Source organism: Morganella sp. B601 (assembly GCF_051172335.1).
In the GTDB taxonomy this organism is placed as follows: Bacteria; Pseudomonadota; Gammaproteobacteria; order Enterobacterales; family Enterobacteriaceae; genus Morganella; species Morganella morganii.
Map to the genome: position 1 here is coordinate 280,398 of NZ_JBPIZE010000002.1, position 19,185 is coordinate 299,582.

A 19,185-nucleotide genomic window follows, 5' to 3' on the forward strand; every position below is an offset into this window, starting at 1 on the left:
AGGTAACAGTTATCTGAAAAAAACGCCGGATTTGTTCAGCGGCGGTTGAGTAACTCCGCAGCACCCTGATAAATCAGACGGGTCGCGAGTGCGCCGAGTAACACGCCTACCACTTTACCGACCACACGATGAATGCGGGAATAGGTGCGGCGTACGGAGGTCAGGGAAAATGTGCGGCAGAGAATAATCCGCCAGATAAGTGATACCGTGATAATACCGAACCACAGGGTGATTTTTGCCCACAACGGCGTTTGCGGTGTCAGTGTGACCGAGAAAATACTGATAAAAAACAGGATAGTCTGCGGATTGGAAAGATCAGAAATCAGCCCGCGCCGGAAATAACGCAGTGCATGCTGAGCCGGTAATGTGCTGTCGGTATTGAGATTCAGCTGTGTCCGGTTACGGAAAACCGTTACTGCATACCACAACAGATAAGCGCCGCCCGCCACTTTAATCAGCGAGAAAAAAGCCCCGAACTCATGCATCAGCGTGACCAGCCCGAATAATCCCAGCCCTGAGTAAATCGCATTACCCAGCACCACGCCGTAACCGCAGGTCAGCCCCGCTTTTTGTCCGGAACTCAGTGTGGTCTGCACAACAATAAACAGATTTGCTCCGGGATTGAAAAAAGTCAGGACAAACAAAAAAAGCGTGACGGCAATGCTGTGCAGCGGATCCATGACGGGGTTCTCCTCGGCAAAGCTTAATTCAGCTTAACGAAAAATCGCGGCTTAACGCGGGTTTAAGGAAAATTAGACTATTTAGTTTATTTTAGCGGGCAATGCTTCCGGACGGAAATTGTACCACGATGAAAAACCGTATTTTGATAGTGACCACACTCTTTTTATTTTCTGTATCACCTGCCGGCCTGGCAGATGATGTGCGGGTCAGTGTGACGCATCCGCAAATAATCCGCTCTGCACCGGTCATTACCTTGCCGGGAAAATTTGTGGCCAGAAATGAAATTGCTATCGGCTCGCCGCTGCAGCAACAGACGGTAACGGCGGTGTTTGCTGAGGAAGGTCAGAAGGTGGAGAAAAATCAGTTGCTGGCAACCCTGGAATCCCCTTTGCAAAGTGCCGCTGTCCGGCAGTTGCAGGCAGAAACGGAAAAAGCAGCAGCATATATCCGGCAGCAAAGTGTACTGGCGGCGCAATCTCAGCGTGATCTGACCCGGATGACAAAACTCGCACACAGCGGCGTAATTTCCGCCAGTGAATTTGAAAAAGCCAAATCAGACACTCAGGCCCGGCGGGCACTGGTTGATGCCGGGCAGGCAGAACTGCGTCAGTTACAGGCGCAACTGGCACGGGAAAAAAGTCAGGAAGATAAATCAAAAATCTATGCTCCGGCCGCCGGGATTATCAGTGAGCGCCACGCGGTACAGGGCATGCTGTCTGATAACAGCCTGCTGTTTAAGCTGATCGAAAACGGTGAGATCGAATTTGAGGCCACTGCGGGGGCTGATGAACTGGCGCAAATGCAGGAAACTTCGGCAGTCACGATGAAAACGGCGAATAACCGGCAACTGAACGGCACTGTCCGGTTTATTTCACCGGTACTTTCCTCTCAGACACAGTCCGGCCGTGTGCGGATCACGGTTACGGACGGCACTGATTTACGACAGGGACAGACCGGCGTACTGACATACACCGCCGCGCCCCGTGAGTATCAAAGCCTGCCTTACAGTGCGGTACGCACCGGCGCAAAAGGTGAACGCACGGTGTTTATCGTGAAAAATAACAAAGTGATGCAGCAGCCGGTGCAGACCGGCGCTATTGATAACGGGCAGATTGCGATCCTCAGCCCGCTTCCGCCGGATGCGGATGTGGTGGTCAATGCGCAGGCATTTTTAACTGATAATGACACCGTCACACCGGTGAAGGCCGCACAATGAAATTACAATTTTCCTCCCGAGCTATCACCCGTCCGGTTCCGGTCATTGTTATTTTTCTGGCGCTGACCATTGCCGGGTTATTTTCTTTTGCGCAATTGCCGGTAACAGCCAATCCGGTGATTAACTTTCCGATTGTGACAGTGACGGTCACTCAGGATGGCTCCTCGCCGTCAGAGCTGGAAAATGCGGTGACCAAACAGGTCGAGCGGGCGGTTTCCGGTATTCCCGGCATCCGTCATATTTCGTCTTCCGTAACAGAAGGTATTTCCTCAACTACGGTAGAATTTAACCTCGATGTTGATCCGTATATTGCCACTAATGATGTCCGCGAGCAGATCTCACAAATCCGGGGAGAACTGCCGCAAAGCATTGATGAACCGCTGATTAACCGGATAGACGTCGAAGGCGGAGCCATACTGCGCTATGCCGTATCATCCGATACCGTTCCGGCAGCCGATCTCTCCTGGTTTATTGATGACACCATCAGTAAGCAGCTGATTATGTTACCCGGGGTTCAGAAAGTCAGCCGTCAGGGCGGCGCTGACCGGGTGATCCGCATTGAACCCGACGCAGACAAGCTTTCTGCCCTGAATCTGTCGGTGGTTACCGTAAATGAATGGCTGCGTGGTGTGCATCAGAACGCGGCAGGCGGCTCATCGCAGTATAATTCGCTTGCTCATACCATCCGTGTACTGGGTGAAAAAACAGCCGCTGATGACATTAAAAACATTCAGTTACCTGCTGAAAATGAGCAATGGATAAAACTGGGTGATATTGCGGAGATCTATAACGGACAAAAAACCACCCGCAGTATTTCTCAGCTCAATGGCCGTGATGTGGCCGGGTTTGCCGTATTCCGCGCCAAAGGTACCAGTGATACCGCCGTGGCGGAACAGGTAAATGCCGCCCTGACGGAGATCGCTGCCAAACATCCGGAACTGACGATTGAACTAATCTCATCCACCGTTACTTATACCGAATCAAGTTATCAGCTGACCATTAAAACCCTGCTGGAAGGGGCATTCCTGACCATCGTGATTGTCTTTTTCTTCCTGAAAAGCTGGCGCGCAACCCTGGTTGCGGCAGTGGCGCTGCCGTTATCGATATTACCGGCATTTTTTGTGCTGGCACTGTTTGATTACAGTCTCAACAGTATCACTCTGCTTGCGCTGACACTGGTTATCGGGATCCTGGTTGATGACGCGATTGTGGAAATCGAGAATATCCAGAAATACATTGAGCGCGGTGAGCGCCCGTATCTTGCTGCACTCAAAGCCTCTGATGCTATCGGTTTCGCGATTGTTGCGATCACACTGACCATTGTAGCGGTTTTCCTGCCGGTCAGTTTCATCGGCGGATTTGTCGGCAAATATTTCGTGCCGTTCGGAGTGACGGTATCTGCGGCTGTGTTGTCGTCTCTGCTGGTTGCACGGCTGGTTACGCCGCTGATGGCCGCGTATATCCTGTTGCCGTCAAAGAAACCGCATCCGGAATCAGCCGTACCGCGCTGGATAGAAAAATATACCGGGTTGTTATCTGCAACACTGAAACACCGGAAAACCGCACTGGCGCTGGCATTAGTATTTCTGGTGGGTTCAGTGGCTTCCGTGACCCGGCTGCAGGTCGGTTTTATGCCGGAAGGCGATATCAGTGTGACACAGATTGAAGTGGAACTGCCGCCCGGCACGCCGGTTGAGCAGACACAGCAACGCCTGCGGACACTGACAAAATCCCTGAAAGACCGGCCGGAGATAAAATCCGTTTATACCATTGCGGGTGTGGCGGATGATGCGGACGGTATCGCGCAGCACAAGGAGGAAATCATTCTGACACTGGTTGATCCCGGTGACCGTGAACTGTCACAGAAGGAATTTGAGCACGCAATTGCCCCGCTGTTCAGTGAACTGCCGGATGCCCGCTATAACTTCAGCAACAGTAACGGCGGCAAAGAGTTTTCATTGGTTTTCACCGGCACTGACCCGGCTGAGCTGGAAAGTGCCATGCAAAATCTGCGTAACGGCATTGCCCGCCTGCCGGGGTTCAGTAATGTGCAGGTGATAAAACCGCTGCTGCGCAAAGAGCTGATTGTCACACCGCGTCCTGACGGCCCGGGGCGGACCGGCGTGAGTGTCAGTGAAATCGCCGACACGCTGCGGGTCGCCACCATGGGGGAATCCGGCTCCCGCAGCGCCAAATTCAATCTGCCGGACAGACAACTGGCATTACAGGTGGTACTGCCTGAATACCAGCGGAATGATATCCGTGTGCTGAATGATTTATCCGTACGAAGCACGGCTCAGGGAAATGTACCGCTGAAAGCGGTGGCAACCATTGATTTCAGTGATGGACCGGCACAAATCGACCGGATAAATCGTGCCAGGAAAATGTCGGTGGAAGCTAATCTGACCGGCTTATCACTCGGTGAGGCACTGGATGCGGTGATGGCGCTGCCGGAGTATCAGAACCTGTCGGTGACAGTGTCACAACTGGAATACGGCGATATGGAATATATGAATGATATGTTTATGCGTTTCAGCAGCACTATGCTGTTCAGTATCCTGCTGGTGCTGGCGATTCTGATTGTGCTGTTTAAAGATTTTCTCCAGCCGGTCACCATTCTCGCCGCCCTGCCGTTTTCTGTCGGCGGCGCAATCATCGCCCTTGTGCTGTATGGGGCAATGATCGATCTGCCGGTGATTATCGGTATTCTGATGCTGATGGGCATTGTGACAAAAAACTCCATTCTGCTGGTGGAATTTATCCTGGAAAAAGAGCGCGCCGGGCTCAGCCGTGAACAGGCGGTAAAAGACGCAGGACGCGAGCGGATCCGCCCGATAATTATGACCACATTTGCCATGATTGCCGGTATGATCCCGCTGGTACTGACTTCCGGCGCGGATGCCGGGTTCCGTGCGCCGATGGCGATTGCGGTTATCGGCGGTCTGATAAGCTCCACTATTCTCAGTTTGCTGTTTGTACCGGTGATTTATACCTTTATGGATGATCTGAAAAAAGCATTGTTACCACGTCTGGCAAAACTGACCTCCGTCACCAAAGCCGACCGGGATGTGAAGGAGTGGTAGAGCTGTGTTACGGCCGGTGACGACAGATGCAGAGATCCGCTATCACTGGTTGTCACCGGGTAAACTGGATATGGCGGTTACTCACCATGTGGCCATTGAAGAATACCGGTATCTTTTTACCGAAAAACCAGACGGTACGGTGCTGGATATTGAAGCGGAGACGGGGTGTTGAGTTAACTCATTAATCGTTATAAATCATATAGTTACTTTCCTCATTTCTATCTTTCATGCAGGCTTATTCAGAAATGTTGTACCAAAATACAGCATTGACATATAAGCCCCGGCTTATTATCTTAATGATAAGCCATAACTTATGGATGGTGAGTTGTGCGGACAGTATTATTAACGGATTATTTTAATGAGTGGTTATCAGGACAAGATACCCGGATGCAAGAAAAAGTACTCGCATCTCTCGGTAATCTTGAAATTTATGGTCCTGTTCTGACAAGACCTTATGTTGATACAGTTAAAAATTCTCAGTATCCGAATATGAAGGAATTGAGAATCTGGCATGCAGGTCGTGCGATACGTGCATTTTTTGCCTTTGATTCTGAAAGGCAGGCCATTGTTTTATGTGCCGGGGATAAAGGGAAGAATAAACGATTTTATCAGACGATGATTCGTATTGCGGATGAACAATTTTCCTCATATCTTGCAGCAGCGAAGGAATAACCCGATGAAAACATTACAGGAAGTGATAGCCGCTCAACCACCGGAGAGCCGTGAGCGGATAAAACGACTGACTGATGAGTTGGTTCTTGAAACCGGGCTGCAACTTCTCAGAGAAGAACTTCATATCTCTCAGAAAATGCTGGCAACTAATCTTGGTATATCACAACCGGCTGTTACTCAGATTGAGCAGCGCGGTAATGATATCAAACTGGCAACACTGAAACGCTATATTGAGGCAATGGGCGGAACACTCCGTCTGACGATCGAACTGCCGACCGGTGATAACCGGGTTTTTCGCGTCTGACTTCCGGTTCTTTGACAAATAAGGCCTTCATCCGAAGGCCTTTTCTGTATCACTTATCCGACAATAAAAAACGCAAACCGGCTGAGAATTTCACCGCTGAAAATCAGCAGCGAACCCAGCAGGATCAGCGGCATACCATTGCTCAGGATGGCACTGCGCATCCGCAGCAGGCTCAGCCCGGTGAACAGGATACCGCTGACAGACAGCGCACCGGCGATAATCCGCAGTGTGTATGTACTGCCGTACGCCACCAGCGGTGAGTGCGGGTATGTGATGCTGTCACTGTTTTGTGCAGCTGCGTATAACCATTCGGTAAAGAATGGCTGTGCCGTCATTCTGACCGCCACCGCAACAAAAATCAGTACCAGAGCTGCACCGGTGATCCTGACAGCGGTTGTTCCGTCGATCAGAGATTTTACCCGTACAGCCGTCAGCCCCAGCGCCAGTGCCCCGCCGGCAGCAAAAACAGCACAGAAAAACAGGATATAGGTATTGATATGCATCCATGTCATCATCGCGGTGTTGTAATACAGTGATGCCATACAGTAGATATCAATTAATCCCAGCAAACCAATCAATGCCGTGATTGTTCTGTTCATCCGCCCGGTTATCAGCACATATAACGTGTACAGGCACAATGCCCCCAGATAGAGCGCGGCAAACACCACTTCACGGCTCAGCCATGAGGTGCTGATATGGCGCAGCGCGTGAAACGCATTCCACGGATATCCCATATGCAGCGTTGATGCCAGCAACCCGAAGCACCCGAGAATGGCAGCGATCAGCAGAACCGGCTTCATTGCCCGGACGGCACGCGGATTACCGGGCGCTTTTTCCAGATAACAGAGAAACAGGGCAATAAAAATCACCATCCCCGCAGAACTCTGCACCAGCAGGGTAAACGCCACTAACGGCCATTCACTCATGATTTTGCCTCCTCTTTGTTCTGCGCACCTTTATGTGGTCTGATAACCAGGCTCGGGTGGGTAATGGTGAAATCCGGTAATCCCTGAACCTGACTGAGATGGCCGTATTTTTCGCGGAGTTCGCGGATTTTACCGAATTTTATGGCATTCAGCGGGCAGGTATCGACACAGATCGGATTTTTTCCTTCCGCCAGCAGGTCGACACAGAAATCGCATTTTGACATCTGGCCAGCCTCTTTATTCATCTGCGGCGCGCCGTACGGACAGGACCAGGCACAATAGCCGCAGCCGACACACTTACCGGTATCCACCCGCACAATGCCGTCCCCGGAACGTTTGTGCATCGCGGTGGTCGGGCAGTTTTTCACACAGACAGGATCCGCGCAGTGGTTACAGGAAATCGTCAGCGTATAAGAAAATACATTGTTTTCATAACCGCCCTGTCCATTTGGTGCAAATCCGCCGCCCTGAATTTCATACACACGACGGAACTTACGACCCACTTCCAGATTATTTTTATCTTTGCACGCCACCTGGCAGGCTTTACAACCGGAACAACGGGAAGAGTCAATAAAAAACCCGAGCTGTTCATCACTGACCGGCGGATAATCGTTAAAATCACTCATGCTTTGGTCACCTCCACCAGAACAGTAAGATGCGAGTTACCGTGTGCCAGCGGGGTCATCCGCGTGGATGTCAGCACATTCGGGCATCCGCCGTGGTCAACGCCGTTTTCATCCGGATCCCACCAGGCTCCGGCCTGCATACCGACCACACCGGGGATAATCCGCTGAGTGATCAGCGCCGGTATCTGAGAAATACCGCGATCGTTGTGGATCCGAACCATATCCCCTGCGTTAATACCGCGTTTCTCCGCGTCAGCCGGGTTGATCCACAGTGCCTGTCCCTGCACTTCCTGTAACCACGGATTGGCAAACTGGGTGGAGTTGGCACGGTTACGCCCTTTCCAGGTCAGCATCTGCAGCGGGTATTTTTCCGTCAGCGCATCCTGCGGCCCTTCAATGGCCGGAATATAATGGGAAAGTGCCGGGATATCCGGATTTTGCATGTCATACAGGCGTTTGGAAAAAATTTCGATTTTGCCGGACGGGGTCGGGAACGGATTATTGTCCGGATCGCGGATATTATCCTCAAAGGCAATAAACGGTTTATCTTTAAACAGATAACGGCGGGTTTTCTGCAATTCCTCAAAATCCGGGAAATCCGGCCGTTCAGGGAAACGGGCTTTGTTCATTCCGACCAGATACGCAATCCATTCTTTCTCGCTGCGCCCTTCTGTCAGTGCCTCTTTAACGCCCATTTTCCCAGCGACTTCGCTGATCCATTCATAATCTGAGCGGCGCTCAAAAGCCGGTTCAATCAGCTTTTCAGATAAAATAAAGTAGCTGCCGGTGCCCCAGGTATCACCGATATTCCAGCGCTCCATAAAGCTGGTTTCCGGCAGCAGTAAATCAGCATATTTCGCGGACGGCGACATATATAAATCGCTGACCACGATAAACTCTGCTTTCGATTCATCGGCCAGTAATTTTGCCGCCGCATTCACATCCGGGTTCTGGTTCACCAGATAGTTACCCGCCAGTGAAAAAATCATTTTAATATTGGTATCGAGCTTATCCGCACCGAGCAGCCCGTCTTCCGGACGCACTTTGCCCGCATCCTCAACGGCCTGCATCCAGTTCATAATGGAGATCTGTGCTTTGACCGGGTTTTCCCCGGTATCCGGCCCGTGCATGGAAACACGGTTACCGATACCGCCGTAACCCGCCGCCCACGCGCCCTCTTTCCCGACATTGCCGGTGATTGCCGCCAGCAGTGTGGAGCCGCGCGCACTGCGCTCGCCGCAGATATGGCGCTGCGGCCCCCAGCCCTGGATCAGCGCTGCCGGTTTGGTCATCGCATATTCCCGCGCCAGCTGACGGATGGTATTGGCCGGAACACGGGTGATTTTTTCCGCCCATTCCGGCGTTTTTTCAACCCCGTCTTTCCGCCCGGTCAGATAAGACACCAGGGATTCTCCCGGCGGCACACCTTCCGGCATATGGTGTTCATCAAAACCGATAACATATTTATCGATAAACGCCTGATCCTGAAGATTTTCCGTGATAATCACATACATCATGGCATCCATCAGCGCGTTATCGGTGGTCGGTAACAGCGGGATCCACTGATCAGCCAGTGACTGTGCGGTATCTGAATAGCGCGGGTCGACCACAATAAATTTGGTGCCGTTCTGCTTCATCTTCTGATAATAGTGATTGGAGTGCCCGAAAATCGTTTCATTCGGGTTATGTCCCCACAGGATCACCAGCGGCGTATGTGCCAGCGTGTCCATCGAGCTGCCGGTTTTGGCAACGCCATACGTATACGGGGTGACTTTAACTGTATTGCCGAGGCTGACGGAGTGATAATACGGCAGATAGCCGCCGGTCAGATTAAACAGTTTTTTCAGCATGGTGTCACCGGAGAAAATCCCTCCGGTCACGGCTGTATTGACGGTCAGAAAACGGCTGGCCGCGCCGTATTTTTGAGTCAGACGGGTAATATTATCTGCAATCAGTGTGGTGGCTTCATCCCAGCTGATCCGTTCAAATTTTCCTTCGCCCCGCTTCCCAACCCGCTTCATCGGGTATTTCAGCCGGTCAGCATGGTAGACAAATTTCCGGTAACCACGACCACGGACACACGCCCGCATCACCGGCATATCTTCATCCAAATCTGCATCCGGCCGTGTGGTGATCCGCGTGACGATACCTTCTTTCACATGAGCACGGATATCGCATTTTCCGCCGCAGTCAAAGGTGCTGCAGGTCGCGATAACATCCGCACCGGCATCACCGGATGACACCTGCGGCAGACTATCATCCGCTGCCGCCCCGGCACCCGTTGTCATAAACGGCAGTGTAACCAGTGCTGCACCTGCCTGCATAAAACGGCGGCGGCTGACAGGCAGCACCCCGCTGTCACCTGTTGTTATTTTAGTTGTCATAATGATCTCACATCGCTCTTTAATTACAGATCATCATAAAAGCAGGTGGTCTGACCTTATTGATTCATATCAAGACCCTATAATAGGTGCGGGTTTATATCGAATAGCGGGAATGTGAAACCGCCGGGTGCGATTTTATAGTGCAAAGCGGAGCCTGGTCAGAGTTTCGTTGTCTCAAAAAGGTCATTCACGCGCAAAGAGGGGATCGGGGAATAATAATATTAAATCAATACGTTATAACAATTACGATAGCACAGATTAGTATTACTGAATTTCAGCAATTTTTTTTTTGAGCGATACATGGCCGATAACGGCAGAGATTCCAGGTCTGCCGGAACGGTGGCGGAAAAATGAATATATCCGCCGTTAAATGCCTGCGGGGCATTATCATCGGTAATAAATATGGTTTTAAATCCAAAACGCACCGGCAGTGATATTGCCCTGAGTTTTCCCTTCGATGGAGATATAGCATGGAGTTGGCATGATAAAATTCCTTATTTATTAACAGGTAACAAATCGTTACCGGACGAGTGACTTCGTCATCAGCCAGTGCATATGGTGATAATAAATTGAATCATAAATTTTACTTACTGGTCTGTAAAGACCGGAGGAAGGGTTGTATCTGACAGGATCTGTTACTTAAGTTAAAATCGTTGCAAAAACAGGATATCTGACTATCAAGGACACATATATCAGGCTGGTGTAGTGAAATATCTCAGATCAAAAAAAGACAAAAAATCATATTTTTTAATATATCTTGCTAATGCACTGTAAAGAATAGAGAAAATAACCATTCCACTTATGATCAGAAAAATAAATATTTAACAAAATGCAAATATCGCATAACAAATTGAATAATAACAACAAAAAACGGGTTTACCCCTTCCGGAGGCAAACCCGCTGTTAACGCGCTGATACCATTACGGACGAACAGCTGTCACTTCGATCTCTACACGCCATGCCGGGTTTGCTAATTTAGAAACCTGAACAGTGGTACGCGCCGGTAATATGTTACCGGAATCTTTGTCGTTGTAATATTTGGAGTAACCGGCCATAAAGCCCGCGAAATCCATATTACCGTTAGTCTCTTCGCCGCCGACCAGGAATACCTGCATTTTCACCACATCCTTCATTTCCAGACCTAAGCCAGCCAGGTGCGCTTTTATCTGTTCCATGATATTGATGGTCTGTGCTTCGGTATTGCCGTATGACGCCAGAACACCTTCCGGGGCGTCTTTGGAAATTTTGGTCGGTACTTTGCCGCTGAGGAAAATAATATTTTTGCTGCTGCTGATTTCCACAGATTCAGAGATAGGCATACCGTTCAGTTTATGATGAACAACACCTTCTGACGCGTGAGCCGCGCCCCAGACCAGCGGAAGAGCTAACAGTAAACTTTTGTAACGCATATTAAGCCTCTTAATAGTATCAACGTAAGTAATCAGAAAATTAACTAAAACGTGAAAGACTAAACGGAGCCGGGTCAATAACCGGTTTTTTACCGGTCACGATATCCGCAGTGATTTCACCGGATGCCGGACCTTCTGTCATACCCCAGACAGTCGCGGTGTTGATCACCAGACCCGGATACTCTTTCACTTCAGAAATAATCGGCAGTTCGTCGTAGGTTGGTGCGACAACCGCGCCCCAGCGTTCAACGACTTTCGATTGTTCAAATACAGGGAATTCCGCTTTCATACGGGCAAATACCGCATCCAGGTGTTCGGTATTCTGTGTGGCGGTTGCGATACGGTAAGTCTCGAACGGCGTGACTTCATCGAGGTTCCAGGATGTTGCCATTTTGAAGGAGTTGAACAGATCTTCACCGACGGAGAATTCCAGCGGCAGCTCACCGCCGCCCAGCAGATGCAGGAATTTCGGCCCCAGCAGGAAGCTGTCTTTCACCACAGAGCTGGTGAAGATACGCGGTGCCACAGCATATGTGCCGTCTGCCTGCTCGCGGAAGTGAATGCCGCTCGGCAGATGAACGTTACCGCGTGGTGCACCCGGAACGCCGGAAACACGCTGTTGTGACAGATAGACGTTCAGTGTCGGGATATCAATGCCCAGGTTACCCATAAACAGGCGTGACCAGATACCGCCGGTCAGGACCACATGAGAGGTTTTGATTGCCCCCTTCTCTGTGACCACATCAGAGACTTTACCACCGGCAGTTTCGATACCACGGACCGCGCAGTTAGTGTAGATTTTAACACCCAGAGACTTGGCATACTGCGCCAGAACCGGTACACCGGTTTCCGGGTCAACACTGCCTGAATCTTCTTCAAAACCGGCAATCGGCCAGTCTGTTTTGGCATCAACCAGGCGTTTTTTCAGTTCGTCGCCCTGAATGAAACGGGTGTTGAGCGGTGCTTCGAAATCAGCGGCCCACTCTTTGGCACTCTCAACCCAGGCCTGTGAGTTTGCGAGATCTTCCGCACTTGACGGTACCTCAACACGGCCCTGGGTACGATAGCTGGTATCCGCTCCGATTTTTTCATTCATACCGCGCCATAACATTTTGCCGTAATGGTGCAGCGGGAAAATTTCTTTTGATGTTTTGTAGCTGATGATCTGGCTGTAAGCACGTCCGGACTGCTCACCGGCGATTTCACCTTTTTCCAGGACGGTGACGCTCATGCCTCTTTCCGCCAGGTTAATCGCTGTCATGATCCCCATCATGCCGCCGCCGATAATAACTGCATCGGACTCTTTCGGTAATGCACCTTCGGTGCCGTCAACATGTTTTGCGCGTGAAGTCGATTCCACAAATTTGCCGTCGCGGCGAACCATAGGAACTAATACTGAAGCACCACCTGCCAGCACGCCGGCAGCACCAACCCCTAAAATTAACTTTCTGCGTGAGATTTTCATCTAAAGCCTCATCATTATCTGTAATATTTGTGTGGCATTTTTTTAATTAAGTAGCACACTAATTATAACAACTATCATTATAATGTTAATGAATATAGCGTGATGTTAATAATAACGAGACTTAAGGTAAGCTTTATCAGGAATCTCCGATATAAAATATCGGATTTAACGAAGTGATGCGCAGAATTCAGGCCGGATCGTCTGCGGAAAAACCAGCGGGAAATATCATAAACCCTTGTTATTATAGTGGATAAGGCTAAATAGTGAGCTTTTTTAAGAAGTTGTCACATTAAGGATAAAAATAAAACGCCGGATGCCACAGCAGCACCCGGCGTTTTATAAAGATATTAATAATGAGGGAAAAATCAGGCGGATGGCGTGCGTTTTCTGAGCTGCAGAAACCATTTATCCAGTTCATTGGCAAACAGCTGGCGATCACGCTGGTTCAGCGCCGCCGGACCGCCGGTCTGGATGCCGGAAGCCCGCATGGTGTCCATAAAGTCACGCATGGTCAGGCGCTCACGGATAGTCGCCGGGGTATAACGTTCGCCGCGCGGGTTCAGTGCCACCGCGCCCTTCTCCAGCACTTCAGCGGCCAGCGGAATATCAGCGGTGACGACAAGATCATCTTTCTGCACACGGCGGACAATTTCATTATCGGCCACATCAAACCCGGCAGAGACCTGCAATGTTTTTAAAAACGGTGACGGCGGTACCACCAGCCGCTGATTGGCCACAAAGGTGACTTCCGTTTTTTCCCGATCAGCTGCCCGGTAAAGGATTTCTTTGATAACTTTCGGACAGGCGTCCGCATCCACCCAAATCGCCACTGTATATTTTCCTCTGTACTGCAAAATTTAATCCGCGATCATAACGCATTAACGCTTTCTGATAACCTGAAAAAGTGCCGCCAGAACAACAAATCCGGCAAAAAAGGAGACAGAAAGCGACAATTCATAAAAGACAAAACGATTTATATGAACACCGGTTTCTGTCTGCGCCAGACCGTACGCCAGCGGCGCCGTACACAGTGCACCCAGAACTGCCAGCGCAATCAGACGGATAAGCCGGATAAGATTCCCGCGCTTCTCTGCTTCCGGCAGTGCCCGCTGATACTGTGCAAACTTCAGGCAGAGATAACCGGTACCAAGCAGTGACCCCAAATGCTGCAACACTTTATATACCGCAATCTCCTGTCCGTCCGTCATACCTTGCAACAACGATACCTGTAAAACGGACTGCGCCCGCACCATCGTGCCGGTTTCATGGGTAAATGCATCCCAGATAATATGTGTGGCCGCTCCGATAAACAGAGACAACAAAATGACACTATTTTTTCTCAGAGAACGGGTCAGCGGGTCAGTCACCGGAAACGGTAATACAGTTTTCAGCGGCACGGATAACCAGTGAAAAATCAGCAGAACCGCCAGACACACCGGCAGTCCGGTATAAAACCAGCCGGTAAAATGATGTGCCTCATCCGCGGCGCGGTACATCCCGGAAGAGTACAGCAAATCCGGCGATACACTGCCCGTAATAAGCGCGGGCAGATTCAGCCACCGCCCGTAACGGGATTGTTTCAGGGGAAAAACAATCGCCGGATGTGCAAAAGTCCATGGCATATATACTTATCCTGCTCCGGAAAACCGGAAATAAATTCATTTTTATGCTAATAAATAGCCGATCCTAACAATTAATAACACGCCGGACTCCGGACAATAACCTGTAAAGGCAGAAAAATGAAAAAGTATCTTATCGGAATGGTAGTGACCGGGCTGTTATCAGCCCCCGCGCTGGCTCAGGAGTTTACCTGTCAGCTGGAAAATAATAAATATGTCAGTGTGGTGGTGGAAAAAGGTAAAACGCCGGCATACCGCTACGGGACGCTGGCAAAACCGGAAATTACCCTGCCGGTAAAAGGCAATGCGAAAAATGGTGTTTATGTCGGACAAACCATGTTTAGCGGCGGTGGTTCGGCGTATATCCGCTTTGAAAACGGCCCGTTTAACTATGTGGTATACAGCGGAATGGGCCGCGGCTGGGAATTTACCGGCCTGGCAGTCTATAAAGGCGATAAAGTCATCAATAAAAAGGTCTGTAAAACCGATTTGGGGATCTATGATGTTCTGAATTACGGCCTGCCGGAAGATGAATCCGGTGAAATCTATGCCATGGATCCGAACTCACAATAATATGTACTGCGGTGGCCCGCCGGGTCACCGTCCTTTTTTTATACATCTGTGCCTCGCCGCCCATCTGTGGCATAATGCCCGCCGTTTATTTTCTCCTTTAACTTATGAGTATTCGTCTTGTTAATCAGCAACAATATTACGATGCAGTTCGGCGCCAAGCCGCTGTTTGAAAATATCTCTGTCAAATTCGGCGGCGGTAACCGCTATGGCCTGATCGGCGCAAACGGCAGCGGTAAATCCACGTTTATGAAAATTCTCGGCGGTGATCTGGCGCCAAGCAGCGGCAACGTGTTTCTCGACCCGAACGAGCGTCTGGGTAAACTGAAACAGGATCAGTTCGCCTATGAAGAATTTTCTGTGCTCGACACTGTCATTATGGGTCACACCGAATTGTGGGAAGTCAAACAGGAGCGTGACCGCATCTACAACCTGCCGGACATGAGCGAAGAAGACGGTATGCGCGTGGCGGATCTCGAAGTGCAGTTTGCTGAAATGGACGGCTACACCGTTGAATCCCGCGCCGGTGAATTACTGCTGGGTGTGGGGATCCCGCTGGAACAGCATAACGGCCCGATGAGTGAAATCGCACCCGGCTGGAAACTGCGTGTGCTGCTGGCACAGGCGCTGTTTGCAGACCCGGATATTCTGCTGCTCGACGAACCGACCAACAACCTGGATATCGACACCATCCGCTGGCTGGAGCAGACGCTGAATGCGCGTAACAGCACCATGATTATCATTTCCCATGACCGTCACTTCCTGAATATGGTGTGCACGCACATGGCCGATCTGGACTACGGCAGCCTGAATGTGCATCCGGGCAACTACGATGAATATATGTTTGCCGCCACTCAGGCGCGCGAACGTCTGTTAGCGGATAACGCGAAGAAGAAAGCACAAATCAGTGAGTTGCAGTCATTTGTCAGCCGTTTCAGCGCAAATGCCTCCAAGTCCCGTCAGGCAACGTCCCGCGCCAAACAGATTGAAAAAATTCAGCTGACCGAGATTAAAGCGTCCAGCCGTCAGAACCCGTTTATCCGCTTTGAGCAGGATAAGAAACTATTCCGTAATGCATTAGAAGTGGAAAACCTGTCCAAAGGTTATGACGGTAACGCCCCGCTGTTCAAAAACGTCAATATGATGATGGAAGTGGGTGAAAAAGTTGCGGTTCTGGGGATGAACGGTGTGGGTAAATCCACCTTCCTGAAAACCCTGGTCGGTGAACTGACACCGGATACCGGTCGTTATAAGTGGTCTGAAAACGCCAATATCGGTTATTACGCGCAGGATCACGCCACCGATTTTGAAGTTGATATGACGGTTTTCGACTGGATGAGCCTGTGGATGCAGCCGGGTGATGATGAGCAGTCGGTCCGCAGTGTGCTGGGCCGCCTGCTGTTCTCCCAGGATGACATTAAAAAATCCGTACAGGTGTTATCCGGGGGTGAAAAAGGCCGGATGTTATTTGGTAAGTTAATGATGACCAAACCAAACATTCTGATTATGGATGAGCCGACCAACCACCTCGACATGGAATCCATTGAATCCCTGAATATGGCGCTGGAGTTATATCAGGGAACGTTGGTGTTTGTTTCCCATGACCGTGAGTTCGTCAGCTCCCTGGCGACCCGTATCATCGAAATCACACCGGAAAAAGTCACTGACTTTACCGGCAGTTACGATGAGTACCTGCGCAGCCGCGGTATTGAATCAGAAAACAACTGATCCCCGTTCTGCCAATAAGAAAAGCCCCGTTTCAGAGCCATGAAACGGGGCTTTTTGTTTTCGTCAGACCCGGCGGGGGCGGTTGCCGGCATATCTGACATTTTTCAGAAACCAGTTCCCGCATACCTCTGTCCTGTACCGGAAACTGATAGGAAGAATATCTGTATTCGGGTAGAATGTGCTTGCTAATCAGACCCTGATTTACCTTATTTGAGGGAGAAAATCATCAATGGACAGCTTTGACAGGAAGATTCTTTCTGAATTACAACTCGACGGGCGATTAACTGTCACTGAACTGGCAGATCGCGTGGGTCTTAGTTTGTCCCCCTGCCACCGGCGGCTGAAAGCACTGGAGCAATCCGGAGCTATCTGTGACTACCGCGCACAGCTTGATCCGCGCGTACTGGGGCTGAATTTCTCCGCACTGGTGTTTGTCACCATGAAAGACGGCAACCAGGAAAGTATGAGCAAATTTGAGACAGCTGTAGCGGATATTCCGCAAATTATCGAAGCCAAACGGCTGTTCGGCGATCCGGACTATATGCTGACCGTTGTGGTCAAAGATATCGATGCCTTTCAGAAATTATATGACAGCCGCCTGGCCGCCATGCCGGGGGTTCAGCGCCTGACCTCCACCCTGGTAATGAAAGATGTAATCCCGGCGCGGGAACTGCCCCTGCTGTAACAAAAAAGCCGGCAATATCTGCCGGCAAGCAACACAGTACTGAATTTTTATGCCGGGCTGGCTAATTTCATCATCACCAGCCCGGAGATAATTAATACCCCTGCGATAATCCGCATCATATTTGCCGGTTCACCCAGCACTATGATCCCGACAATAAAGGCACCGATAGCGCCGATCCCGGTCCAGATGGTGTAAGCCGTCCCCAGCGGCAGTGCCCGCATGGCCATTGCCAGCAGCCCGAAGCTTATCAGCATAGCAATAATGGTGATCACTGACGGCCCCACTTTGGTGAAACCTTCTGATTGTTTCATGGTAAATGCCCAGACGACTTCAAATAATCCGGCAGTAATTAATAAAATCCACGGCATGGTACATCCTCACTGATTTCTGGTTGCAGGTGAAACGCTTACAAGTTACCTTTGGTATAGTTATATGTTACCTTTGGTAACTTGTAAATACCTTTCCGATCTTTTTTCGATCTTTTCTGTCAGCTGACCGCGGCCGGGAACTCTGTGATACACTTTCCGGCAGACAGAACGACTTTAATATCAATGAGGAGGCAGATTTGTCCGGACGTTTACAGCGCGACGAGCGCCAGATACAGCTGCTCAATGTTGCCAACAGCATTATCCTGGCGGAAGGCACCGATGCCCTGACCCTCATTACCCTTGCGGAAAAGGCGGGCGTGACCAAGCCGGTGACCTACAAACATTTCGGCAACCGCAAGTCTCTGCTACACGCGCTGTTTAAATACAGTGATGATGTTCTGACCGAACGGATGAATACTGGGATGGAGCAGACGATAGCAGATCTCGATCAGGCCGTTTCTGTCTTTATCACAACCTACTTTGATGTGATGGCGGATGACGGGGAAGCCTTCAATGCCACCGTGGCGGCACTGAAAGCCTATCCTGAATATGCGGGGATCAGCCGCGAAGTGCAGGATTTTTTCTGCCAGATCCTGCAACGGGCATTGCAGCGCTGGCTGCCGGAGAATTTCCGGATCCCGGAATGGACTTCTGTGATGATTTTCGGTGCAACCGAGTCACTGTGCCTGATGATGTTTGCTGACCCGGCGCTGAAAGCAAAAATCAGTGAAGAAGCCATCTGGCTGGTCAAAACCCTGCTGGCCGACCAGCTTAAGCGGTTCACCGGCCGCTGATGACCAGCCCTTCTTCTTCTGACGGATAACTGAAGTGTGCAGTAATCAGATCAAACTGCTCCGCTGAGGTGACAAACGGGTTTTCCCCGTTCAGATTCCTTGCGGCCAGCCGCCGTTTACACTCTTCATCACTCACATCCAGCACATAGCAGCAATAGCTGCATCCGGCCTGCTCTGCCAGCCCTTTCAGCCACCGGCGTTGTACCGGGGTATTCGCCGGAAAATCCAGAACCAGTGTTACTCCCTGTCGTAATAATGTCACCAGATGCAGCTCTAGGGCGGATTTCAGCAGACGACTTTTTTTAATATAATCAGCCAGCTGTGTGATTTGTCCCGGATACAGCGCCGCCAGCCAGGTATCTTCTGACAACAGAACCGCCTGTTGCTCGCGGACTAATTGTTGTGCCAGTGTCGATTTCCCTGAGGCGATTTTGCCGCAGAGGAAATGCAGTGAGGCGGCGGATTGTGTTTCTGACATGATTGCTCCCTGTCTGTTATGCCGCTGAGAGAGCAATAAAAAACCCGCTCAGGCGGCGGGTTCTGAATACAGCACATCCCCCGCTATGGTGCGGAGATAATAATCATGCCGGATGCGCTGTATGGATTCATCGTATTAACCTTTTTGAAATAATCATCATTTCAGTGATTCTGTTTT

19 protein-coding genes and 1 pseudogene are annotated in these 19,185 nt (G+C 50.4%); 9 read left to right on the forward strand and 11 right to left on the reverse strand.

Annotated elements, in window-relative coordinates; genetic code table 11:
* Positions 1-35: 35 nt before the first annotated feature.
* The gene (locus ACSBQN_RS06000) at positions 36-680 is read right to left on the reverse strand and encodes a homoserine/threonine efflux transporter (RefSeq protein WP_214177153.1); all 645 of its coding nucleotides are present in this window, start codon (positions 678-680) and stop codon (positions 36-38) included.
* Between the two features lie 128 nt (positions 681-808).
* On the opposite strand from ACSBQN_RS06000, the gene ACSBQN_RS06005 reads away from it, so the two are divergent.
* The 5 genes from ACSBQN_RS06005 to ACSBQN_RS06025 all read left to right on the forward strand — a co-directional run bounded on the left by ACSBQN_RS06005 (position 809) and on the right by ACSBQN_RS06025 (position 5,956).
* The gene (locus tag ACSBQN_RS06005) at positions 809-1,897 is read left to right on the forward strand and encodes an efflux RND transporter periplasmic adaptor subunit (protein WP_214177154.1); all 1,089 of its coding nucleotides are present in this window, start codon (positions 809-811) and stop codon (positions 1,895-1,897) included.
* On the forward strand, positions 1,894-4,980 hold the full coding sequence (locus ACSBQN_RS06010) for an efflux RND transporter permease subunit (RefSeq protein ID WP_354632771.1): 3,087 nt from the start codon (positions 1,894-1,896) through the stop codon (positions 4,978-4,980). Before ACSBQN_RS06005 ends, ACSBQN_RS06010 begins: the two co-directional genes overlap by 4 nt.
* Positions 4,981-4,984: 4 nt before the next feature.
* Positions 4,985-5,152 carry a hypothetical protein gene (locus ACSBQN_RS06015; protein WP_289647535.1) on the forward strand — a complete coding sequence of 56 codons (168 nt, stop codon included), beginning with the start codon at positions 4,985-4,987 and terminating at the stop codon, positions 5,150-5,152.
* A gap of 155 nt (positions 5,153-5,307) precedes the next feature.
* Positions 5,308-5,652 carry a type II toxin-antitoxin system RelE/ParE family toxin gene (locus ACSBQN_RS06020; protein ID WP_024473062.1) on the forward strand — a complete coding sequence of 115 codons (345 nt, stop codon included), beginning with the start codon at positions 5,308-5,310 and terminating at the stop codon, positions 5,650-5,652.
* A 4-nt stretch (positions 5,653-5,656) separates the two neighbouring features.
* A complete protein-coding gene (locus ACSBQN_RS06025; RefSeq protein ID WP_024473063.1) occupies positions 5,657-5,956 on the forward strand; it encodes a helix-turn-helix domain-containing protein in 300 nt (99 codons plus the stop codon).
* Between the two features lie 53 nt (positions 5,957-6,009).
* Here ACSBQN_RS06025 and ACSBQN_RS06030 read toward each other — a convergent pair whose 3' ends face one another.
* The 8 genes and pseudogenes from ACSBQN_RS06030 to ACSBQN_RS06065 all read right to left on the reverse strand — a co-directional run bounded on the left by ACSBQN_RS06030 (position 6,010) and on the right by ACSBQN_RS06065 (position 14,388).
* A complete protein-coding gene (locus tag ACSBQN_RS06030; protein ID WP_024473064.1) occupies positions 6,010-6,882 on the reverse strand; it encodes a dimethyl sulfoxide reductase anchor subunit family protein in 873 nt (290 codons plus the stop codon).
* Complete coding sequence (locus ACSBQN_RS06035) at positions 6,879-7,508, reverse strand: DMSO/selenate family reductase complex B subunit (RefSeq protein ID WP_214167311.1); 630 nt, start codon at positions 7,506-7,508, stop codon at positions 6,879-6,881. The genes ACSBQN_RS06030 and ACSBQN_RS06035 overlap by 4 nt, the downstream gene beginning before the upstream one ends.
* On the reverse strand, positions 7,505-9,892 hold the full coding sequence (locus ACSBQN_RS06040) for a DMSO/selenate family reductase complex A subunit (RefSeq protein ID WP_354632769.1): 2,388 nt from the start codon (positions 9,890-9,892) through the stop codon (positions 7,505-7,507). The genes ACSBQN_RS06035 and ACSBQN_RS06040 overlap by 4 nt, the downstream gene beginning before the upstream one ends.
* 417 nt (positions 9,893-10,309) lie before the next feature.
* Positions 10,310-10,375 (reverse strand): annotated as a pseudogene (locus tag ACSBQN_RS06045) (type VI secretion system tube protein Hcp); the annotation flags it as partial.
* A 437-nt stretch (positions 10,376-10,812) separates the two neighbouring features.
* Positions 10,813-11,301: a RidA family protein gene (locus ACSBQN_RS06050; RefSeq protein WP_004239323.1), complete on the reverse strand. Its 489-nt coding sequence runs from the start codon at positions 11,299-11,301 to the stop codon at positions 10,813-10,815.
* A 40-nt stretch (positions 11,302-11,341) separates the two neighbouring features.
* Positions 11,342-12,766, reverse strand: coding sequence for an NAD(P)/FAD-dependent oxidoreductase (locus tag ACSBQN_RS06055; protein ID WP_024473068.1), 1,425 nt, complete (start codon positions 12,764-12,766; stop codon positions 11,342-11,344).
* A gap of 365 nt (positions 12,767-13,131) precedes the next feature.
* Entirely contained in the window at positions 13,132-13,596 is a 465-nt protein-coding gene (locus ACSBQN_RS06060; protein ID WP_015422708.1) for a YaiI/YqxD family protein, read from the reverse strand.
* Positions 13,597-13,644: 48 nt separating this feature from the next.
* Entirely contained in the window at positions 13,645-14,388 is a 744-nt protein-coding gene (locus ACSBQN_RS06065; RefSeq protein WP_024473069.1) for a DUF4184 family protein, read from the reverse strand.
* A 117-nt stretch (positions 14,389-14,505) separates the two neighbouring features.
* Between ACSBQN_RS06065 and ACSBQN_RS06070 the strand changes: the two genes are divergently transcribed.
* The 3 genes from ACSBQN_RS06070 (at position 14,506) to ACSBQN_RS06080 (ending at position 17,368) form a co-directional block, all read left to right on the forward strand.
* Positions 14,506-14,958: a hypothetical protein gene (locus tag ACSBQN_RS06070; RefSeq protein WP_024473070.1), complete on the forward strand. Its 453-nt coding sequence runs from the start codon at positions 14,506-14,508 to the stop codon at positions 14,956-14,958.
* 117 nt (positions 14,959-15,075) lie between these two features.
* Positions 15,076-16,683 (forward strand): ABC-F family ATPase, encoded by a 1,608-nt coding sequence (locus ACSBQN_RS06075; protein ID WP_072015092.1) that lies wholly within the window; start codon positions 15,076-15,078, stop codon positions 16,681-16,683.
* Between the two features lie 229 nt (positions 16,684-16,912).
* Positions 16,913-17,368: an Lrp/AsnC family transcriptional regulator gene (locus ACSBQN_RS06080; protein ID WP_004237600.1), complete on the forward strand. Its 456-nt coding sequence runs from the start codon at positions 16,913-16,915 to the stop codon at positions 17,366-17,368.
* A gap of 47 nt (positions 17,369-17,415) precedes the next feature.
* Here the strand turns inward: ACSBQN_RS06080 and ACSBQN_RS06085 are convergent, their stop codons facing one another.
* Positions 17,416-17,736, reverse strand: a complete 321-nt coding sequence (locus ACSBQN_RS06085) for a DMT family transporter (protein ID WP_024473072.1) — start codon at positions 17,734-17,736, stop codon at positions 17,416-17,418.
* 197 nt (positions 17,737-17,933) lie between these two features.
* Here ACSBQN_RS06085 and ACSBQN_RS06090 point away from each other — a divergent pair, with 197 nt between their 5' ends.
* Positions 17,934-18,530, forward strand: coding sequence for a TetR/AcrR family transcriptional regulator (locus ACSBQN_RS06090; protein WP_024473073.1), 597 nt, complete (start codon positions 17,934-17,936; stop codon positions 18,528-18,530).
* Here the strand turns inward: ACSBQN_RS06090 and ACSBQN_RS06095 are convergent.
* Positions 18,517-19,008 carry an AAA family ATPase gene (locus ACSBQN_RS06095; protein ID WP_024473074.1) on the reverse strand — a complete coding sequence of 164 codons (492 nt, stop codon included), beginning with the start codon at positions 19,006-19,008 and terminating at the stop codon, positions 18,517-18,519. The two genes, ACSBQN_RS06090 and ACSBQN_RS06095, sit on opposite strands and share 14 nt — an antisense overlap.
* Between the last annotated feature and the right edge of the window lie 177 nt (positions 19,009-19,185).